Origin of the sequence: Subtercola sp. YIM 133946, assembly GCF_036553535.1 — a bacterium.
Lineage (GTDB): Bacteria > Actinomycetota > Actinomycetes > Actinomycetales > Microbacteriaceae > Subtercola.
On sequence record NZ_JAZHPE010000052.1, the window covers coordinates 1 to 19,680 of the forward strand.

Genomic DNA, 19,680 nt, shown 5'->3' on the forward strand with positions numbered 1-19,680 from the left:
ACGACGACGATCTCGACGACGATGATCTCGACCATGACGCGCTCGACACCTCGCGCTCCTCGGTCGCCGCGCCGACGCCCGACACGGCAGCAGCCCAGACCACCCCGCGCGCCGCCGCAGCCGTACCACCGAGCGTCGCCGCCGCCGCCCGCGCCACCGCCGCCGCCGCCCGCGCCACCGCCGACGATGTGTCGGCTGATGACGAGCTCGCCGCGGCCGAGGCGGCCGAGCAGCAGCTCAGCTCGCCGGCGCTCATTCTGTTCGGGCTCATCGGCGGGGTGTTCTTCCTCTACACGATCGGCTGGTTCGTGTCTCTGCTCCGCTCGGTGCCCGACAGCACGAGCCTTGCCGGCATCGTACAGATCGTGCTCACCGTGCTGGCCATCGCCGCCCCCGTGCTGTGGTTCGCGGTCACCCTCTTCGTCGCCTATCGGCGCCGCGTCAGCGTGCGCATCGCCTGGCTGCTGGTCGGAGTGGTCGTTCTGATTCCCTGGCCCTTCGTGAGCGGGAGGTAGCGCGCATGACCGCAACAGATCTCGGGTCGCCGCGCGCATCCAGACCCCGTCGAGGCACGGCCGGCTGGGTGGCGGCGCTGATCTTCGCCCTGCTCTACGCCTTCGTCGCCTTCGAGGGGCTGTCGAACCTCATCGGCCTGCTTCAGTCGTTCGCCCTCGTCGACGCCGAACTCTCGGCCGCGGCGGTCGCGGCGTTGGTCGGGCTGGTGGTCGTTCCGGTGCTGGTCTTCGTGATCATCCTGTGGGGCACGCGGCGTACAAGCACGCTCAAGGCGGCGCTCGTCTTCATCGCCGGGCTCGCGGCGGTGGCCGTGCTGACCCTCGACCTGCAGAACCTGTTCCAGCAGGTGCTCTAGCCGCTGCGGGCGGTCAGCCGAACACCACCACGAGCAGCCGGGCCGGTCAGCCGAACGCCACCACGAGCAGCCGGGCGGTCAGCCGAACGCCACCACGAGCAGCAGGGCGATCAGCACGATCTGCCCGATCGCGCGGGGCACGAGCGGTATCGCGAGCATCCCGAACCGGTCTCTGTGCGCCGCGGCGTAGGCGTTCGCCGGAAACACCGCCACGAGGAACACGGCCAGCGTCACCGCAGCGATGGGCCGCAGAACCGGAATGAACAGGCCCACGCCGCCCGCGATCTCGCACACACCCGTGAAGAGCACGAGGTTCACGGGCGAGAGCGCCCCGCCGAAGCGCATCGCGGGCGGAATCATCGCCGCCATTGTTCGCCGCGACGCCGGTACGAAGTGGTTGATGCCCATCAGCACGAACACCGCGCCCAGAACGACCGCGATCACGAGCTGGATGACGTCAAAGGTCTGCGGTTCCATGCTCCCATTCTGCAGGCACTAAAGTTGAGGGGCCACGTCGCGCGCGAGCCCGCCGCCGACGCCCGAGCCGCTAAGGAATTGATCTTTCGTGTCGAAACCGGTCGTACTGATCGCAGAAGAACTTTCGCCCGCTACCGTCGACGCGCTCGGCCCCGACTTCGATGTGGTGAACGTCGACGGAACCGACCGGCCCGCGCTACTCGCGGCCCTCGCCACGGCAGACGCGATTCTGGTGCGCTCGGCCACCAAGGTCGATGAAGAGGCCATCGCGGCCGCCCCGAAGCTGAAGGTCATCGCCCGCGCCGGTGTCGGCCTCGACAACGTCGACATCAAGGCGGCCACCCAGGCCGGCGTCATGGTGGTCAACGCCCCCACCTCGAACATCATCTCGGCCGCCGAGCTGACCGTCGGCCACATCCTGAGCCTCGCCCGTCATATTCCCGCCGCGCACGCCGCGCTGGCCCAGGGGCAGTGGAAGCGGTCGAAGTACACCGGCGTCGAACTCTACGAGAAGACCCTCGGCATCATCGGCCTCGGCCGCATCGGGGCACTCATCACGGCCCGGCTGCAGGCGTTCGGCGTGAAGGTCGTGGCGTACGACCCCTACGTGACCTCGACCCGCGCCCAGCAGCTCGGGGTCACGCTGCTGACCCTCGACGAGCTGCTCGCTCAGTCTGACTTCGTGACCATCCACATGCCGAAGACGCCCGAGACCACGGGCATGATCTCGGATGCCCAGCTGGCCCTCATGAAGCCGACGGCGTTCATCGTGAACGTCGCCCGCGGTGGCCTGATCGACGAAGAGGCGCTCTACCGTGCGCTCACCACGAACATCATCGCCGGAGCGGGGCTCGACGTGTTCGTGAGCGAGCCGCCGACGAACACCGACCTGCTGGCGCTCGACAACGTCATCGTCACCCCGCACCTCGGGGCATCCACCGACGAGGCGCAGGAGAAGGCCGGCGTCTCGGTCGCCCGCTCGGTGCGACTCGCGCTCTCGGGCGAGCTCGTTCCCGACGCGGTCAACGTGGCCGGCGGTGTGATCGACGAGTCGGTGCGCCCCGGCATCCCGCTCATCGAGAAGCTCGGCCAGGTGTTCGCAGGCCTGGCCCAGAGCCCGCTGACCAGCGTCGATGTGGTGGTGCGCGGCGAGATCGCAGAGTTCGACGTCAGCGTGCTGAAGCTGGCGGCACTGAAGGGCATCTTCACGAACGTCGTGAGCGAGTCGGTGTCGTATGTCAACGCTCCGCTGCTCGCCGACCAGCGCGGGGTGACCGTGCGTCTGCTGACCGACCCCGAGTCGCCCGAGTACCGCAACGTGCTCACCCTCACCGGCGCCCTGAGCGACGGCTCGCAGGTCTCGGTGTCCGGCACCCTGATGGGCACGAAGCAGATCGAGAAGATCGTCGAGATCAACGGTTACGACGTCGAAGTGTCGCTCGCCGAGCACCTGCTGGTGATGGTCTACGACGACCGCCCCGGCATCGTGGCGATCTACGGCAGGGAGTTCGGCGATGCGTCGATCAACATCGCCGGCATGCAGATCGCCCGCACGAACGCCGGCGGCAAGGCACTGAGCGTTCTCACCATCGACTCACCGGCGCCCGACGAGCTGCTCGAGCGCGTTCGCGTCGCGATCGAAGCCGACGTGCTGACCGAGATCGACATCACCGAGTAGCCCGCGCGTTGCCGTGACGTAGCGCCACCGCGTGAGTCGGATGCCCGTGCCCGTGTCGGGCGCCCCTGACCGAGCCAGGCGCCACCGAGCCAGGCGCCCCTGACCGAGCCAGGCGCTACGGCGTGGGGTCTGGCGGTGGCGGGGTGTCGTCGACGCGTTCGATGGTGATGTCGCTCTCGGGCGGAGTCGCGTCTCCAAACGTGAACGTTCCCGCGATGACGAACGCCGCGTCGTGGTGGTTGTCTGCATGCCACGTCAGGGTGAAGAAGATGTACAACGTCGACCGCGCCGGAACGGTGAGGTTTCCCGTGAGCGTGTAGGTCGCGTTGGGGTCGCTGACATCGTTCGGGGCGGCCAGCACGAACGACGAGTTCATCACCGTCTGATTCGAGTCGCCGGGAACAGTGTCAGCGTCGGGATCGAAGTCCAGGTCGACCTCGGCGCCCGGAATGCCCGTCAGCATGATCTGCGCGTCGTCGGTCACGTCGTCGGCGCCGTTGTTCGTGATGGCCAGCAGCACGCTGAGGGTGTCGGAGTGCCGCAGTATCAGACCCGCGACGACGAAGCTGATGGTGATGTCGCCGTCGCTGGCCGCCGCCGCAGGCGCCGCCACCGCCAGCGCGACGACCGGAACCGACCATGCGGCAGCCGTCACCACGCTGCGCCGCGAGACTGCACCCGATGGCGTGTCTGACTCTTCTGGTGTTCTCACTGCAGGCCCCCCGGTCGAATTAGACACGACGATACCAATTCAGGGCGTCTTTGTCGTGCGCACCAGTTCTTGCACGATGCCGACGAGCTCGTCCATGTTCTGCGTGGCGCGGTTCGACGTCTCGGTGAGGGCCGTCGGCAGCAGCGCCGAGTTGTAGTAGAGACCGTCGCTGATCAACATGATCGTGCGAGCCACCGCCTCATCGCCGACGGCCTCGGCGAGCACGTCGAACCAGGCCCGCTGCATCGACTTCAGGGCTTCCTGCGCCTTCGGCTGCGACCCCTGGGCGAGCCGGGTCGCCGCGATGATGGCCCGGTCGAGTTCACTCTCGGTGTTGACCGAGCTGCGCACGAAGTAGTCGACGACACCCCGCGGAGCGGTTCTGATGTTCACGACGTCTTCGGCAACGAGGTCGCTGAGCCGCTCGACCAACCCGTCGACCAGGGCTTCCTTCGAGCCGAAGTGGTAGAGCAGCCCGCCCTTGCTCACTCCAGCCTCGGCTGCGACCGCGTCGAGCGTGGCCGAGCGCTCACCCTGCGAGATGAGGATGTTCTCGAATGCGTCGAGAACGCGATCGCGAGCAGTCGGCGCTTGGGGCATGCACCCATGCTACCGAGCCGTGGGAATAGTCCGGCTACGACCCGCGTTGTCCACTGTACCGACTAGACGGTATACTCGAGTTTCACCCCTTCAGCACAGGAATCGCATCATGTCCAGCTCCACCGCCACCCGCCCCATCGCGCAGGTGCACGCCCCGCTCATCCGCCCGCAGACCCCCTCCTCCGACGCACACCCCATCCGATCGCTGCGCGTCGGCGCCCGCGGCTGGTTCGCGCTCGCCGTGCTCATGCTGCCTGTGCTGCTCATCTCGGTCGACAACACCGTGCTCAGCTTCGCGTTGCCCGTGATCTCCGAGTCGCTGCATCCGAGCGCCGCGGCACAGCTCTGGATGATCGACACCTACCCGCTGGTGCTCGCCGGCCTGCTCGTGGCCATGGGCAATGTCGGCGACCGCATCGGCCGCCGCAAACTGCTGCTGATCGGCGCCGTCGGCTTCGGCGCTCTTTCGATCGTCGCCGCGTTCGCGCCGACCGCCGAGCTGCTCATCGCCACCCGCGGCGCGCTCGCGTTCTTCGGTGCCATGCTCATGCCGTCCACGCTGAGCCTGCTGCGCAGCATCTTCGCCGACCGCCAGCAGCGTCGTCTCGCCATCGCTATCTGGGCCGCAGGTTTCGCGGCGGGCGCCGCGCTCGGCCCGATCGTGGGCGGCGTGCTGCTCGAGCACTTCTGGTGGGGCTCGGTCTTTCTCATCGCCGTGCCCGTGCTGATTCCGCTGGTCATTCTGGCGCCGCTGCTCATCGCGGAGTCGAAAGACCCCAATCCGGGCACGCTCGACTTCGTCAGCATCGCGCTCTCGATGGTGATGCTCGTTCCCGTGGTCTTCGCCATCAAGCAGATCGCCACCGAGGGGGTCAGCTGGGCATCCGTCGGCCTGTTCGCGCTGGGCATCGTGGCCGGCGCCGCCTTCGTGAGGCGCCAGCTCGGGCGCGAGAATCCGATGCTCGACATGCGGCTCTTTCGGGTCGGCGCGTTCAGCGGTGCCGTCATCGTCAACCTGCTGAGCGTCGTCGCGCTGGTCGGTTTCTTGTTCTACGTCTCGCAGCACCTGCAGCTGGTGCTCGGCCTGCGACCGATGGATGCCGCCCTCGCCCTGGTGCCGGGCCTGGTCGTCATGGTCGTGGCCGGTCTCGCCGTCGTTCCGCTCGTTCGGCTGGTGAGGCCCAGTTTCGTCGTCGCCGGCGGACTCGTGCTCTCGGCGACCGCCTACGTGATCATCATGCTGACCGGGGCGAACGCCACCGCGCTGACCCTCGCCCTGGCGTTCGCGGTGCTCGCCCTCGGCATCGGCGCCGCCGAGACGATCTCGAACGACCTGATCATCTCGGCCGTGCCGGAGCACAAGGCGGGTGCGGCGTCGGCCGTGTCAGAGACCGCGTACGAGCTCGGAGCGGTGCTCGGCACGGCGGTGCTCGGCAGCATCCTGACCGCCTTCTATCGGTCGAGCGTGGTGCTGCCGTACGGCCTCACCGAGGGGCAGGCGACCTCGGCGTCTGAGACGCTCGGCGGGGCGGTCGGCGTCGCGAACGAGATTCCGTGGAGCCTCGGCCAGACGCTGCTGCACTCGTCACGCGCGGCGTTCGACAGCGGGGTGTTCACCACCTCGCTGATCGGTGCCCTGCTGATGGTCGCGGCCACCACCGTCGCGCTCATCACCCTGCGCCGCGCCCGGGCCTGACCGGCTCGGCCGACCGGCCAGTCTTCGAGCGGGCTGTACCCTAGAGGTACCCATTCGAAGAAGTGTTGGAGCATCCATGTCTCGTGTCGTTCGCCTTGCCGTCATTCCCGGAGACGGAATCGGCCCCGAGGTCATCGCCGAGGCCGTGAAGGTGCTCGACGCGGCGGTGGCACCGACCGCCGTCGCCGACTCCGGGGGCGCAGCCGACGAGGTCGTGTTCGAGAAGACCGAGTTCAAGCTCGGCGCCGACCGCTTTCTCGCAACTGGCGACGTGCTGACCGACGACGACCTGGCCGCGATCGCCTCGCACGACGCGATTCTGCTCGGGGCGGTCGGCGGTGTGCCCGGCGACCCGCGCCTGAAAGACGCGAACATCGAACGCGGCCTGCTGCTGAAGCTGCGTTTCGCTCTCGACCACTATGTCAATCTGCGGCCGACCACCATCTTCCCGGGGGTCACCAGCCCGCTCAGCGAACCGGGTGACGTCGACTTCGTCGTCGTGCGCGAGGGCACCGAGGGCCCCTACGTCGGCAACGGCGGGGCGCTGCGTGTCGGCACGCCGCACGAGATCGCCAATGAGGTGTCGGTGAACACGGCGTTCGGCGTCGAGCGCGTCGTGCGCTTCGCGTTCGAACTCGCCGCGAGCCGCCCGCGCAAGAAGCTCACCCTCGTGCACAAGACGAACGTGCTCGTCTTCGCCGGATCGCTCTGGCAGCGCACAGTCAACGCCGTCGCCGCCGAGTTTCCCGGCGTGACCGTCGACTACCTGCACGTCGACGCCGCGACCATCTTCTTCGTCACGAATCCTGCTAGATTCGAGACAATCGTCACAGACAACCTCTTCGGCGACATCCTGACCGATCTGGCCGGCGCAATCAGCGGCGGTATCGGCCTGGCTGCCTCGGGCAACATCAACCCGACGGGCCTCTTCCCCAGCATGTTCGAACCCGTGCACGGGTCGGCCCCCGACATCGCCGGCAAGCAGATCGCCGACCCCACGGCCGCGATTCTGTCGGTGGCTCTGCTGCTCGACCAGCAGGGTCTGCCAGACGCCGCCACGCGCATCCGCGAGGCCGTCACCGCCGACCTCGCCGTACGCACCCCCGAGTCGGCCCCCCGCACAACCAGCGAGGTGGGCGACGCGATCGCAGCCTCGCTGAAGACCCCGGTCAGTGCCTCGTAGCATTCACTCTTTTCTCATCCCAGAGGATTTCCGATGACAACCACCGCCCCGACCCCCACCCAGTTTCCGCTCGCCTTCTCGCTCACCCCGTCGACGGATGCCCGTGCCGACGCCGAACGCGAGGCCATCCTCAGCGACCCCGGTTTCGGCAAGCACTTCACCGACCACATGGTGCAGATCGAATGGACCCTCGCCGAGGGCTGGCACGACGCCGAGGTTCTGCCCTACGGCAAGATCTCGCTCGACCCCGCGGCCTCGGTGTTCCACTACGCGCAGGAGATCTTCGAGGGCCTGAAGGCCTACCGGCACGCCGACGGGTCGATCTACACCTTCCGGCCAGAGATGAACGCCCAGCGCCTGCAACGCTCGGCCGTGCGGCTCGCGCTGCCCGAACTCTCGACCGAAGACTTCGTCGAGTCGCTGCGCCAGCTGGTCGCGGTCGACGGCGCCTGGGTTCCCGACGCGCCGGAGACCAGCCTGTACATCCGGCCGTTCATGATGGCCACCGAGAGCTTTCTCGGTGTGCGCGCGGCGCAGAAGGTCGGCTACTACGTGATCGCCTCCCCGGCGGGCACCTACTTCGCCGGGGGAGTCTCGCCGGTGAACATCTGGCTCTCGACCGAGTACAACCGCGCGGGCCGCGGCGGCATGGGGGCGGCGAAGACCGGCGGCAACTACGCTTCATCGCTGCTGCCGCAGGAGCTCGCCTATGAGAAGGGCTGCGCCCAGGTGCTCTTCCTCGACTCGCAGGAGGGAAAGTACCTCGAAGAGCTCGGCGGCATGAACCTGTTTCTCGTCTACAAAGACGGCACCCTGGTCACCCCCGAGAGCAGCAGCATCCTGTCGGGCATCACCCGCGACAGCATCATGCAGCTCGCGCGCGACCGCGGCCACAACGTCGAGCTTCGCAGGGTCACCATCGACGAGTGGAAGGCCGGCTCCGAGTCGGGCGACATCGTCGAGGTGTTCGCGTGCGGCACGGCGGCGGTCATCGCCCCGGTCGCCCAGCTGCGCTCCGACGACTTCACGCTCGGCGAACTGAACGCCCCCGCGGGCGAGCTGACCATGTCGCTGCGCCAGGAGCTCACTGACATCCAGTACGGCCGCCTGCCCGACAAGCACGGCTGGCTCACCCGCCTGGCCTGACGGTTTCGCTACGCGCTCCAGATGGCGCTGGTTGAGTAGCCGCGCGGAGCGCTTTCGATACGCGATCAGGACGGCGCTGGTTGAGTAGCCGCGCGGAGCGGGGCGTATCGAAACCCTCACGCGACGACCTCCCCAGTGCGGAGGGCGGTTTCGATACGCGCTGCGCGCTACTCAACCGGCGGAGGTTGAGTAGGCTGAGCGGGTGAAAATTGCGCGATTCAGCACGGGCGACGACCCGCGGTACGGCATTGTCGACGGCGACGACCTGGTCGTGCTCGTCGGCGACCCGATGTTCAACGGGTTCGAGACCACCGAAGAGCGCGTGCCGGTGTCGGGCGCGAAGCTGCTGGCTCCGGTCATCCCGAGGTCGAAGGTCGTGGGGGGTCGGGCTGAACTACGGCCAGCACGCCACAGAGATGGGGCTGGCGCTTCCCGATCATCCCATCATCTTCCTGAAGCCGAACACCTCGGTGACCGGTCCGGGCGACGCCATCGTGCTGCCGCCCGACAGCCACCAGGTCGAGCACGAGGCTGAGCTGGCGATCGTGATCGGCAGCATCGCCAAGAACGTGCGGCCCGAAGACTACGCCGATGTGGCGTTCGGCTACACGGTGGCGAACGACGTGACCGCGCGCGACATCCAGAAGCTCGACGGGCAGTGGATGCGCGCCAAGTCGTACGACACGTTCTGCCCCATCGGCCCCGTGATCGAGACCGAGTTCGACTGGGCGGGTGCCCGGGTCGAGGCCCGCGTGAACGGCAACCTGAAGCAGCTGGGCACGACCGCCGACATGATCTTCGCCGTGCCCGAGATCGTGGCCTTCGTGTCGCGGGTGTTCACGCTGCTGCCGGGTGACATCATCCTCACTGGTACGCCGTCGGGCGTGGGGCCGCTGGTGGCGGGCGACACGGTGGAGATCACGGTGGCCGGCATCGGTACGCTCACGAACACGGCCCGGTAGGGCATCCGACTCGGTCGCCCGGCCGCGGCTCGGTCGCCCCTCCGCGGCTCAGTCGCCCTGCAGCACCGACAGCACGTTGCCTGCCGGGTCGAGAAACCAGGCGATGTCGGGGCCGTTGCCGCGCATGATTCCCTTGCTGTCGACAGGCAGCGAGCCGTCGTCGTTGTAGATCGTGGTAACGACACCGCGTGCGTTCAGGTCGTCGACGGCGGCCTCGACATCGTCGACCGGAAAGTTCATGATCGTGAACGAGGCGGGCTCGTGGTTCGGCTTGGTGTAGGCGAGAACGGTCGCCCCGCTGTCGAGGTGCAGCTCGATGAAGCCCATGTCGTTCTCGGTGACGGCGAGGCCGAGGGTCTCGCCGTAGAAGGTCTTGGCTGCGGCGATGTCGTCGACCGAGAAGCCGCTGAAGGCTTTGGTGCTGGTGAACATACCGGTCTCCTGACGGTGGATGCTCCAAAATGTGTACAATGTCTACAATCACACGCGGCGGCCGTCTTGTCTAGGCCGCGAAGCGGTGGCGACGAGGGGAGAGCGCAGTGACGGCCGAGCCGGCGCACCCGCCCCTGCAGCGCACCACGTACCGTCACGGCGATCTGCGCGGCGCCCTGCTGCTGGCCGGCGTCGAGATGGCGCGCGCCGGCGGGCCCGATGCGGTCGTGTTGCGCGAGGCCACCCGCCAGGCGGGGGTCACCCCCAATGCGGCCTACCGTCATTTCGCCGACCGGGGGGCCCTGCTGCGGGCCGTCTCTGACGCTGCCCAGGGTCTCGCCGCCGACCGTATGGAGGCCGAGGTGGCGTCGGCCCTCGCGGGGTCTCACGCTGACCCTGTCACGCCCGACTTCGCCCGCCGCATGCTGCGCGGGGTCGGAACCGGCTACCTCGGTTTCGCCCGCGACGAACCCGGCCTGTTCCGTGCCGCCTTCTCGGTGCCCGACCACCTCGCGAACAGCGCCGCCCCCGCCAAGGCCGGAGCCGCCGGCCGCAGCCCCTTTATGATCCTCTCGGCGGCGGTCGACGCATATGCCGCCGCAGGCATCCTTCCGCCGGAGCGCCGGGCGAACGCCGAACTCTTCGCCTGGTCGGCCGTGCACGGCCTCGGGATGCTCGTGATCGACGGCCCGTTACGCGGGCTCGACGCGGCCACCGTCGACGCCGTCACCACGCGCGTTCTCGACATGGTCGAACGAGGGCTCTGAGCATCCCGCCCCCGCTGCCCCGTCTGCCGGCCGACGGGCCCTGAGCATCCCGCCCCCGGCCGCCCATCCCTGACCGGTAGAATCAGCCACAGTATGTCAACCTCAGAACTCCCTCCCTTCTCCACGGCCACCGGCGCCGACGTTCGCGTCAGATTCTGCCCGTCGCCCACGGGCACCCCGCACGTCGGGCTGATTCGCACAGCTCTCTTCAACTGGGCGTACGCGAGGCACACCGGCGGAAAGATGGTCTTCCGCATCGAAGACACCGACGCCAACCGCGACTCGGAGGAGAGCTACGAGCAGCTGATCGACGCGCTCACCTGGCTGCGCATCGACTGGGACGAGGGCGTGAACGTCGGCGGCCCGAACGGCCCCTACCGGCAGTCAGAGCGCATGCCCATCTACCTCGACCTCATCGAGAAGCTGAAGGCATCCGGGCACCTCTACGAGAGCTATTCGACCGCCGACGAGATCGATGCCCGCAACGAGGCCAACGGCCGTGCCAAGCAGCTCGGCTACGACAACTTCGATCGCGACCTCACCGACGAGCAGCGCGCGGCGTTCCGCGCCGAGGGCCGCAGCCCGGCCCTGCGCCTGCGAGTGCCCGACGCCGACCTCAGCTTCGACGACCTGGTGCGCGGCGAGATCACCTTCCCGGCCGGGTCGTTCGTCGACTTCGTCGTGGTGCGCCCGAACGGCATTCCCCTCTACACATTCGTGAACCCCGTCGACGACGCGCTGATGGGCATCACCCACGTACTGCGCGGCGAAGACCTGCTCAGCTCGACCCCGCGGCAGATCGCGCTGTACAGCGCACTCGTCGAGATCGGCGTGACCACGTTCATCCCGCGCTTCGGGCACCTGCCCTACGTCATGGGCGAGGGCAACAAGAAGCTGAGCAAGCGCGACCCGCAGGCGAACCTCTTTCTGCACCGCGACCGCGGATTCATTCCCGAGGGGCTCGTCAACTACCTCGCCCTGCTCGGCTGGTCGCTCACCCACGATCGCGACGTGTTCTCGATCGACGAGATGGTGGCCGCCTTCGACGTGGTGAACGTGAACCCCAACCCGGCGCGCTTCGACCAGAAGAAGGCCGAGTCGATCAACGGCGACCACATTCGTCTGCTCGAGCCGGCCGATTTCGCTGCGCGCACGGTGCCGTACCTGGTTGCCGCGGGCGTCGTGACCGAACCGCTGACGGATGCCCAGCAGGCCCTGCTCGCGGCATCCGCACCTCTCGTGCAGGAGCGCGTGGCGCTGCTCGGCGAAGTGCCCGCGCTGCTCGGGCCGCTGTTCGCCTCGACCGACGGCTTCGACTACGAAGCGGATGCCCTGGCCACCCTCACCGGCAGCACGGGCGAGATCCTCGCCGCCGCGGTGGGCGCGCTCGAGCTGATCGAGCTCAGCGAGTGGAACCACGACCGCATCAAAGACGACCTCGCCATCGCGCTGATCGACGGGCTCGCGCTGAAGCCGCGCAACGCCTACGGGCCCTTGCGCGTCGCCCTCTCGGGCCGCAAGATCTCGCCGCCGCTGTTCGAGTCGATGCAGATCCTCGGCAAGGCCGAGACGCTCGCCCGGCTCGATCGCCTCGCCGTGTGGCACAGCGAGGTCGGTACGGCGGCCGCGCACGCGACGCCGCCCGCCGGCTCGGCGTCATAGCCGTGGCTGTCGTCATTCGAAGGCCGGAGGCCGACCCGGCCCCGGCGGCCGACCCGAACGAGGTGTTCGACGTCGTCATCATCGGCGCGGGGCCAGCGGGCCTCAGCGCCGGGCTGAACCTCGTGCGGGCGCGGCGGCGCGTGCTGATGCTCGACAGCAATCGTCCGCGGCACTCGGCCACGCTGGTGTCGCACGGCTTTCTGACGCGCGACGGGGTCGCTCCGCTCGAGCTGCGCAAGCTCGGCCGCGAGGAGTTCGAGGCCTACCCCGAGGCCAGCTTCCACCAGGCGCTCGTGTCGTCGATCGACCACGTCGGGGTGCCGCCCGTCGGCCGTACGGCGGGGCCGAGTAGGGAGGGCGGTGCCGGCGACGACGACGCGAGCGTCGGCGACGCGAGCGACGGCGGCGCGGGTCACGCCCGGCACTCGGCGCACGAAGGCCGACCGGGCCACGCCGGGCAGACCGCCCCGCACGCCGAGTCGCTGTTCGTGGTGCGGTCGAAGGGCATCCGGGGTTCAGGCGACCGGGTCGCCACGGCCCGCACCGTGCTGATCGCCACCGGGCTGCACGAGACGCTGCCAGCACTGCCGAGCATCCGTGCCTACTACGGCACCAGCCTGCACAGCTGCACCGAATGCGACGGCTACGAGAAGTCGGATGCCCCACTGGCCCTCATCGGCGAGACCGACGACCTCGCCGAACGTGCGCTGCTGATCTCGCAGTGGTCGAACGACCTGATCGTGTTCACGAACGGCGTCGCCCCGCTGTCAGACGCCGACGAGGCGGCCCTCGACGCCCGCGGCATCGGCGTCGAACGGCGCCGGATCGCCGACATCGAGGGCGACCGGGAGGGCATGACCGGGGTGTCGCTCGACGACGGAACGGTCATCCTGCGCAGCGGCGGCTTCGTGCGCCCGGTGTGGACGACGGCGCTCGACTACAAGGCCATGCTCGGCCTGCAGACCGACCCCGACAACCTGCTCGTGGTCGACGGGCACGGCCGCACCTCGTGCGAGGGCGTGTTCGCGGCGGGCGACTCGACGCCCCCCGGCGCGCAGCAGCTCATCGTGGCGGCCGGAAACGGCGCCCGCGTGGCGTCGGCCATCAACCGGCACCTCATCGGCATCCTCTAGCGGCCACGGGGGCGTCGACCCGGCTCAGGGGATGAGCACGATCTTGCCGCGCGTGTGCCGCTGCTCGAGCCGGCGGAACGCGTCGGCGACCTCGTCGAGCGGATAGGCGGCCACGATCGGGATGCTGATCGACCCGCCCGCCACGAGGCCCGCCATCTCGGCCAGCACCTCGCGCGTGGAGGCGTCGGTGCTGCCCTCGGCCTTGGTGCCGAGCTCCCGCGCCTTCTCGAACGCCGCGATGGTCTCGATGCGGTCGCGCGGAATGCCCAGGTCGACCGCGAGCTGCACGTACTGCGGCCCGAACAGGTCGATGAACGCGTCGATGCCCTCGGGCGCCGCCGCCCTCAGGCGATCCTGGAGGTCACCGAGATCGGCCGGGTCGTCGCCGTACGGCACCGGTACCGCGCCGTGCTCGGTGAGCCAGGCGTCGTTGGCGGGGGAGGCGATGCCGAGCATCCGCACGCCGCGCAGGGCCAGCAGCTGCACGACGAGGGTTCCGACCCCGCCGGCGGCTGCAGAGACGGCGACGGTCTCGCCGGGCGCCACCGCGGCCGCCCGCACCGCGGCGTAGGCCGTGCAGGCCACGACGTAGAGCGCGCCGGCGACCTCCCACGAGAGCTCGGCGGGCTTGGCGATGAGCTGGGTCACCGGAACGGCGACGTGCGTCGCGTGGCTCGCCCGGTTCCAGGCGAAGCCGAGCACCTCGTCGCCCACGGCGAAATCGGTCACGCCTGCCCCGACGGCGGTCACGACGCCGGCCAGGTCGCTGCCTTCGCCCGACGGGAACGTGGCCGGAAAGCGGGCGTCGAGGTCGCCGCGCCTGATGGCGGCCTCACCCGGGTTGATGCCCGCCGCCTTCACCGCGACGACGACCTCACCCTCGCCGGGCTCAGGCATCGGGATGCTCGTGACGTACAGCTCGTCGGCCGAACCGTAGCGGTCGAATCGAACGGCGCGTGCCGTCTCTGAAGTGCTCATGATTCTCCTTGTGTCAAAAGATCGACGTGGATCTCCTGGGATTGCGACGGCGCGACATCGCATCATGGGGTGGGCGCGCCCACCGCTGAAGGAGAACGCAGGCCGCGTCGTTGCCATTCCCTAACAATCGGATACCGCGACATAATGGTCACCACCGCGCCCCGGCGTCGCAGCCCGAGGCCGCTGAAGGAGTATCCCGTGGCCATTCTCAACCCCTACCTCAACTTTCGCGACACCGCCCGCCAGGCGCTCGACTACTACCAGACCGTGTTCGGCGGCGAGATCACCCGCAGCACGTTCGGCGAGTTCGGTGTGAGCGAAGACCCCGCAGAGACCGACAAGGTGATGCATTCGCAGCTCACCACGCCGAGCGGATTCACCATCATGGCGGCCGACACCCCGAACAGCATGGAGTACAACCCGGGCAACAACATCTCGGTGTCGCTGAGCGGCCCGAAAGACGACTACGACGAGCTCGCCGGCTACTACGCCAGACTGTCGGGCGACGGCACGGTCACGGTTCCGCTGAACACGGCGCCGTGGGGCGACAGCTTCGGCATGTGCGTCGACTCGTTCGGAATCGCCTGGCTCGTGAACGTGTCGGGGCAGCCGGCGGCCTGACGGGAGCCGAGGTCCGTCGCGCCCCTGACCCCGCTGTCGCGGTCGGGCAGACGGATGCGCTCGGGTGAGTGCACCTCGGTTTGGGTACGGCGCCATCGTAGGCTAAAGTAACTAGCTGGCCCGGGCTTCGGTTCTGGCCATTGGGGTATGGTGTAATTGGCAACACGGAAGATTCTGATTCTTTTGTTCTTGGTTCGAGTCCAGGTACCCCAGCACACAAAGCCCCGGGCCTCCGGGGCTTTTTTGTTTCGTAAATCGGTCGTTCCAGACGCGACTCGCTCAACCTCCGTCGACTCCGAGTCGTGGATGCGCATCTGTGCGGCACTGAGAGGGGCACGAAACGAGCGAGCTGCGTCTTCACGTCGGGCATTCGACCCGCGCCGACCTCCGAACGAAACTGCGCTCACGGCACATCCGGCTCAACGCACATGCCGAGACGCTGCTCGACCACGCGGCGTTCGATCGGCGAGACAGCGAGGAGATCTGCATCATCGCGCGCGGGGTGGGTGAGCTCGGGCTGAACACCGGGGCGACATGCCGGAAGTCTTCGCTGCTGCTCGTGATCAGGGTCTTGCGCTGTGCCCGCCAGACACCGGCCCGTACCTCCGGCTCGCACTGGTGTCGCAGCCGGCCGACGACCGGTTTGCTTTCCGGTTGTCGTAGACAGCGGCAGGCGATACATGTAGCTGCGCGACCCGCTGCACCCCAGAGCACATCAGTCATCCGTCGTGGGTCGCAATGTTACGGTGCCCTGGCGACCTCGCCTCGAAGACGGCTACAGTCGGGGTAATCGCAGCACGACGCGAAGCCTTGCGCCCGGGTGAACACTCCTGGGCACGCGCTGCGGCTCCCTGAACAGCACTTCAGCGGGCCGCTCCGGCTCGCCCGAACAGATCGGCCCGTCGTGTCTCCAACCGCCCCGTGTACCTTGGCGTTCTCTCTCGAGACCACCCGTTTCGACGAGAGTTATCGCCCTCACAATGATTCGCGCATGACGACGAACTTCGCCAACCTCGCTCGGGGCGAGAACCGGCAACAGAACCTGCGGAATGCGCTGCGGATGATCGACAATCGATTCAACGAACTCGTCTCGTGGAACAGCGAACAGGGCGATCGGTACTCTGTCGACCTCGACATCATCTCGGTGAGCGTCGGTATCGACGACGTCGTCGCCGTGGAGGGCGAAGGCAGTTGCGACGCCATGCCGCTGATCGAGGTGCTGCAGACGACCATCGTCGACCGACGGAGCGGTGAGCGCATCGAGGGGATCGTGGGGAACAACTTCTCCTCGTATGTGCGCGACTACGACTTCAGCGTTGTGTTGCCCGAGTACCGCACCCGATTCGCCTCTGGGCTGCCCGACGACTTCGGGGAACTGCACGGAAACCTGTTCAAGAGCTTCGTGCGCTCCGATGCCTACGTGCAGCGCTTCGCCAAGCCGCCCGTCATCTGTCTGAGCGTCTCCAGCAGCAAGACGTACTACCGCACGGAGAATACGCACCCCATCCTGGGCGTCGAGTATCGACAGAACGAGTTCTCGCCGACAGACGACTACTTCGCCAAGATGGGGATGCAGGTTCGATTCTTCATGCCCCCGAACGGCGCCGCACCTCTCGCGTTCTACTTCGTCGGTGATCTGGCGGGCGACTACACCGACCTCGAGCTGATCGCGACGATCAGCACGATGGAGACCTTCCAGAAGATCTACCGCCCCGAGATCTACAACGCCGACACCCCGGCGGGAGAGTCGTACCAGCCGAGCCTCACGAATCCCGACTTCGCGACGACGGGGATCGTCTATGACCGGGAGGAGCGCAACCGGCTGGCCACCGAACAGGGCAGGTTCGCCGAAGAACACTTCATCGCCCCGCACCGAAGCACCCTGAGACGGTGGTCTGCCCAGTACTCTGCGCAGAACCACGACGAACAGCACCACGACGCAAAGCACCACGACCAACGGCACCACGACGAACACCACCGAGTCCAGCAGGGAGACCGATCGTGAACACGCTGTTACCCACCTCGACCGCCGGCAGCCTGCCCAAGCCCTCGTGGCTCGCGCAGCCCGAGACTCTTTGGTCGCCCTGGCGGCTGAACGACGAGCAGTTGGCGGAGGGTAAGCACGATGCACTGCGCCTGTCGCTGGCAGATCAGCAGCAGGCCGGCATCGACATCGTCAGCGACGGCGAGCAGACCCGACAGCATTTCGTCACCACGTTCATCGAGCACCTGGGCGGAGTGGATTTCGAGAAACGGGAGACCGTCAGAATCCGCGACCGCTACGACGCCTCCGTGCCGACGGTGGTCGGTGAGGTGACCCGCGAAAGAGCGGTCTTCGTCGACGATGCGCGGTTTCTTCGAGAACACACCGACCAGCCCATCAAGTGGGCCCTGCCCGGCCCGATGACCATGATCGACACCCTCTACGACGCTCACTACCGCAGCCGCGAGAAGCTGGCATGGGAGTTCGCCGCCATCCTCAACCAGGAGGCCAGGGAGTTGCAGGCTGTCGGCGTCGACATCATCCAGTTCGACGAACCCGCGTTCAACGTCTTCTTCGACGAAGCCAACGACTGGGGTGTCGCCGCCCTGGAGAGGGCTGTCGAGGGGCTCACCTGCGAGACCGCCGTGCACATCTGCTACGGCTACGGCATCAAAGCCAACACCGACTGGAAGCAGACCCTCGGAGCGGAGTGGCGCCAGTACGAGAAGACCTTCCCGAAACTCCAGGCCTCAGGCATCGACATCATCTCGCTCGAATGCCAGAACTCGCACGTACCGATGGATCTGATCGAACTCATCCGCGGCAAGAAGGTGATGGTCGGGGCGATCGACGTCGCAACCACCACCGTCGAGACAGCTGACCAGGTCGCCGATACCCTGCGCAGATCGTTGCAGTTCGTCGACGCCGACAAGCTGTACCCCTCCACCAACTGCGGAATGGCACCCCTGCCCCGGGGCGTCGCCCGCGCCAAGCTCACCGCATTGGGAGCCGGGGCAGACATCGTGCGGCGAGAACTCTCGGCCTAGAACTCAGCTCGCAGCTCGCAGCTCGCAGCACGCAACTCAGCTCGCAACTCGCGGCATGCAGCTCGCGTCGCGGCCCTCGCCGAGGCACCACGGTCTCGCTCCTGCTTGCGAGCGGTCGTCAGTACCAGCCGCTCGACTCGCTGTGCGCCCAGGCGCCGCACGGGGTACCGTAGCGGCCCGTGATGTAGCTGAGGCCCCAGGCGATCTGGGTGGCCGGGTTGGTCTCCCAGTCCGAGCCGAAGGCGGCCATCTTGTTGCCGGGCAGGGCCTGCGGGATGCCCTGGGCACCCGACGACGCGTTGTAGGCGTTCACCCGCCATCCTGACTCGCGGTTCCACAGCGAGACGAGGCACGAGAACTGGTCGGAGCCCATTCCGCGGTCAGAGAGCATCTGCTGCGCGATCGCCTGCGCCGAGCCGGGGTTCGGTGTCGCGGCGGCCGGCACGCTGTAGCCCGATGATGACGAAGACGACGATGACGACGACGACTGCGCGGCGGTCTTGGCGGCCGCCGCAGCAGCAGCGGCGGCGGCCGCGGCGGCCTGCTCGGCGGCCTTCTTCGCGGCGAGAACGGCAGGGTCGGTGGCGGTGTAGCTGTCGCGCTGGGCGAGAATCGCGCCGGTGCCGAACGTCTCGTAGTCTTGCCCGGCGGCCATGGGGTTCTGAACGGGAGCTGCGCTCGTCTCGCTGGCCGCATTCGCGATGGGCAGTGCGAGTGTTCCGGCGAGCCCGAAGGCTGCGACGACGGCTGCGGCCTGAACCACGCGTCGGCGTACAGTTCCGTTCAGCAAATCCATCCGGTCATCCGTTTCTCGTTGGTCTCACGTGCTACTTCTGCGGGCCCCGGCCTCGTCACTGCGGCTCGCTCCGTTACACAAACGTGACCATCTATTATGCATCACGAACCTGAGAAATCGAGAGCCGATCGGGTATCCCGGGCTACGAAGCGGCCGGCCCGTGGTAGGTCAGAATGCCCAGCTGCCCGCCGTACTGCGAGCGGATCACCATGGTCGGCCCGTCGAGAACCGCGGATGCCGCACCGCTCAGCCACGTCACGACCCCGTCGCACGTGCGGCTCGTGATCGCCAGCTTCGAGAACAAGACCGAGCCGTCTTCGGCGAACCGCCAGGTGCTCGTGAAGTCGTTGCAGCCGTCGTTGCCCTTCACGGTGCCGTCTTCGTTCATCTGCAGCTGCAGCAGGCGCTGCCGGCCGTTCTCGACCCCTGTCCAGAGGCCCGTGACCACCTGGGTGCCCTGCGGCACGGGCGTCTCGGTCGAGGTGGGGTGGTGTACGGTGACGATCTCCTTGCCGTCGTGGCCGACGAGCGTGAGGTTTGTGCCGTCGTACCGCGCCGAGGCCGCGTCGATGAGGTTCAGGGGCAGCTGGGCGCCGTCGCAGTAGATGCGTGTCTGAGGGCCGGAGGTTGTGGTGAGGGCGCCGGAGGAGTCCATCGACCAGGTGCCGGCGGCGTTGTTGCAGCCGTCAGATCCCGTCCAGGTGCCGTCGTGCTCGAAGTCGAGGAACGGCTGGTCGGGGGAGTTGTACGTGTCGCTGACGATCCACCTGCCGGCGAGCGTCGAGGTCGATGCGGGGGTGAACTGCGGGGCATCCGGAGTCGGTGCGGCCGGCGCGGAACAGGCCGTCACCGTCAGGGCGAGCGCACCCAGCACGGCCAGGGCGAGTACTCGCAGCGTCGACACAGAACTCTCCAAATCCAGACCGTTACGTCTCT

The 19,680-nt window shown here is 67.8% G+C and carries 19 protein-coding genes, 1 tRNA gene and 1 pseudogene; 14 read left to right on the plus strand and 7 right to left on the minus strand.

The annotated features are described in order from the left end of the window. Both V3W46_RS19205 and V3W46_RS19210 read left to right on the plus strand, forming a co-directional pair. Positions 1–515 (plus strand): hypothetical protein (locus V3W46_RS19205; RefSeq protein ID WP_331784753.1); only part of this gene is annotated, 515 nt, incomplete at its 5' end. A gap of 5 nt (positions 516–520) precedes the next feature. After that, positions 521–871 (plus strand): hypothetical protein, encoded by a 351-nt coding sequence (locus V3W46_RS19210; RefSeq protein WP_331784754.1) that lies wholly within the window; start codon positions 521–523, stop codon positions 869–871. Between the two features lie 78 nt (positions 872–949). On the opposite strand, the gene V3W46_RS19215 is transcribed toward V3W46_RS19210, so the two are convergent. Further along, positions 950–1,348 (minus strand): DoxX family protein, encoded by a 399-nt coding sequence (locus V3W46_RS19215; RefSeq protein ID WP_331784755.1) that lies wholly within the window; start codon positions 1,346–1,348, stop codon positions 950–952. An 88-nt stretch (positions 1,349–1,436) separates the two neighbouring features. Between V3W46_RS19215 and serA the strand changes: the two genes are divergently transcribed. Further along, on the plus strand, positions 1,437–3,026 hold the full coding sequence (serA, locus tag V3W46_RS19220) for a phosphoglycerate dehydrogenase (RefSeq protein WP_331784756.1): 1,590 nt from the start codon (positions 1,437–1,439) through the stop codon (positions 3,024–3,026). A gap of 115 nt (positions 3,027–3,141) precedes the next feature. Here serA and V3W46_RS19225 read toward each other — a convergent pair whose 3' ends face one another. Then, on the minus strand, positions 3,142–3,738 hold the full coding sequence (locus V3W46_RS19225; protein WP_331784757.1) for a hypothetical protein: 597 nt from the start codon (positions 3,736–3,738) through the stop codon (positions 3,142–3,144). 39 nt (positions 3,739–3,777) lie between these two features. Next, positions 3,778–4,338, minus strand: coding sequence for a TetR/AcrR family transcriptional regulator (locus V3W46_RS19230; protein ID WP_331784758.1), 561 nt, complete (start codon positions 4,336–4,338; stop codon positions 3,778–3,780). Positions 4,339–4,447: 109 nt separating this feature from the next. Between V3W46_RS19230 and V3W46_RS19235 the strand changes: the two genes are divergently transcribed. The 4 genes and pseudogenes from V3W46_RS19235 to V3W46_RS19250 all read left to right on the plus strand — a co-directional run bounded on the left by V3W46_RS19235 (position 4,448) and on the right by V3W46_RS19250 (position 9,325). Further along, entirely contained in the window at positions 4,448–6,034 is a 1,587-nt protein-coding gene (locus V3W46_RS19235) for an MFS transporter (RefSeq protein ID WP_331784759.1), read from the plus strand. A gap of 76 nt (positions 6,035–6,110) precedes the next feature. Continuing rightward, positions 6,111–7,217 carry a 3-isopropylmalate dehydrogenase gene (locus V3W46_RS19240; RefSeq protein WP_331784760.1) on the plus strand — a complete coding sequence of 369 codons (1,107 nt, stop codon included), beginning with the start codon at positions 6,111–6,113 and terminating at the stop codon, positions 7,215–7,217. A gap of 33 nt (positions 7,218–7,250) precedes the next feature. Beyond that, a complete protein-coding gene (locus V3W46_RS19245) occupies positions 7,251–8,363 on the plus strand; it encodes a branched-chain amino acid aminotransferase (protein WP_331784761.1) in 1,113 nt (370 codons plus the stop codon). A gap of 202 nt (positions 8,364–8,565) precedes the next feature. Next, positions 8,566–9,325, plus strand: a pseudogene (locus tag V3W46_RS19250) (fumarylacetoacetate hydrolase family protein). Positions 9,326–9,373: 48 nt separating this feature from the next. On the opposite strand, the gene V3W46_RS19255 reads toward V3W46_RS19250, so the two are convergent. Then, positions 9,374–9,757 (minus strand): VOC family protein, encoded by a 384-nt coding sequence (locus tag V3W46_RS19255; RefSeq protein WP_331784762.1) that lies wholly within the window; start codon positions 9,755–9,757, stop codon positions 9,374–9,376. A 107-nt stretch (positions 9,758–9,864) separates the two neighbouring features. Here V3W46_RS19255 and V3W46_RS19260 point away from each other — a divergent pair, with 107 nt between their 5' ends. The 3 genes from V3W46_RS19260 (at position 9,865) to V3W46_RS19270 (ending at position 13,319) form a co-directional block, all read left to right on the plus strand. Beyond that, entirely contained in the window at positions 9,865–10,524 is a 660-nt protein-coding gene (locus V3W46_RS19260; protein ID WP_331784763.1) for a TetR/AcrR family transcriptional regulator, read from the plus strand. 93 nt (positions 10,525–10,617) lie between these two features. Further along, positions 10,618–12,186 carry a glutamate--tRNA ligase gene (gene gltX, locus V3W46_RS19265; protein WP_331784764.1) on the plus strand — a complete coding sequence of 523 codons (1,569 nt, stop codon included), beginning with the start codon at positions 10,618–10,620 and terminating at the stop codon, positions 12,184–12,186. A 62-nt stretch (positions 12,187–12,248) separates the two neighbouring features. Continuing rightward, positions 12,249–13,319 (plus strand): NAD(P)/FAD-dependent oxidoreductase, encoded by a 1,071-nt coding sequence (locus V3W46_RS19270; RefSeq protein ID WP_331784822.1) that lies wholly within the window; start codon positions 12,249–12,251, stop codon positions 13,317–13,319. 24 nt (positions 13,320–13,343) lie between these two features. Here the strand turns inward: V3W46_RS19270 and V3W46_RS19275 are convergent, their stop codons facing one another. After that, the gene (locus tag V3W46_RS19275) at positions 13,344–14,297 is read right to left on the minus strand and encodes an NADP-dependent oxidoreductase (protein WP_331784765.1); all 954 of its coding nucleotides are present in this window, start codon (positions 14,295–14,297) and stop codon (positions 13,344–13,346) included. Between the two features lie 198 nt (positions 14,298–14,495). On the opposite strand from V3W46_RS19275, the gene V3W46_RS19280 reads away from it, so the two are divergent. The 4 genes from V3W46_RS19280 (at position 14,496) to V3W46_RS19295 (ending at position 17,948) form a co-directional block, all read left to right on the plus strand. Then, positions 14,496–14,918 carry a VOC family protein gene (locus V3W46_RS19280; RefSeq protein WP_331784766.1) on the plus strand — a complete coding sequence of 141 codons (423 nt, stop codon included), beginning with the start codon at positions 14,496–14,498 and terminating at the stop codon, positions 14,916–14,918. 141 nt (positions 14,919–15,059) lie between these two features. Then, a tRNA-Gln gene (locus V3W46_RS19285) sits at positions 15,060–15,131 on the plus strand. A 715-nt stretch (positions 15,132–15,846) separates the two neighbouring features. Beyond that, positions 15,847–16,923 (plus strand): putative oxygenase MesX, encoded by a 1,077-nt coding sequence (locus V3W46_RS19290; RefSeq protein WP_331784767.1) that lies wholly within the window; start codon positions 15,847–15,849, stop codon positions 16,921–16,923. Then, positions 16,920–17,948, plus strand: coding sequence for a methionine synthase (locus V3W46_RS19295; protein ID WP_331784768.1), 1,029 nt, complete (start codon positions 16,920–16,922; stop codon positions 17,946–17,948). Before V3W46_RS19290 ends, V3W46_RS19295 begins: the two co-directional genes overlap by 4 nt. 118 nt (positions 17,949–18,066) lie before the next feature. On the opposite strand, the gene V3W46_RS19300 is transcribed toward V3W46_RS19295, so the two are convergent. Together V3W46_RS19300 and V3W46_RS19305 are read right to left on the minus strand one after the other, a co-directional pair. Then, the gene (locus V3W46_RS19300) at positions 18,067–18,744 is read right to left on the minus strand and encodes a lytic transglycosylase domain-containing protein (protein WP_331784769.1); all 678 of its coding nucleotides are present in this window, start codon (positions 18,742–18,744) and stop codon (positions 18,067–18,069) included. Positions 18,745–18,886: 142 nt separating this feature from the next. Next, a complete protein-coding gene (locus V3W46_RS19305; protein WP_331784770.1) occupies positions 18,887–19,648 on the minus strand; it encodes an META domain-containing protein in 762 nt (253 codons plus the stop codon). Positions 19,649–19,680: the final 32 nt, after the last annotated feature.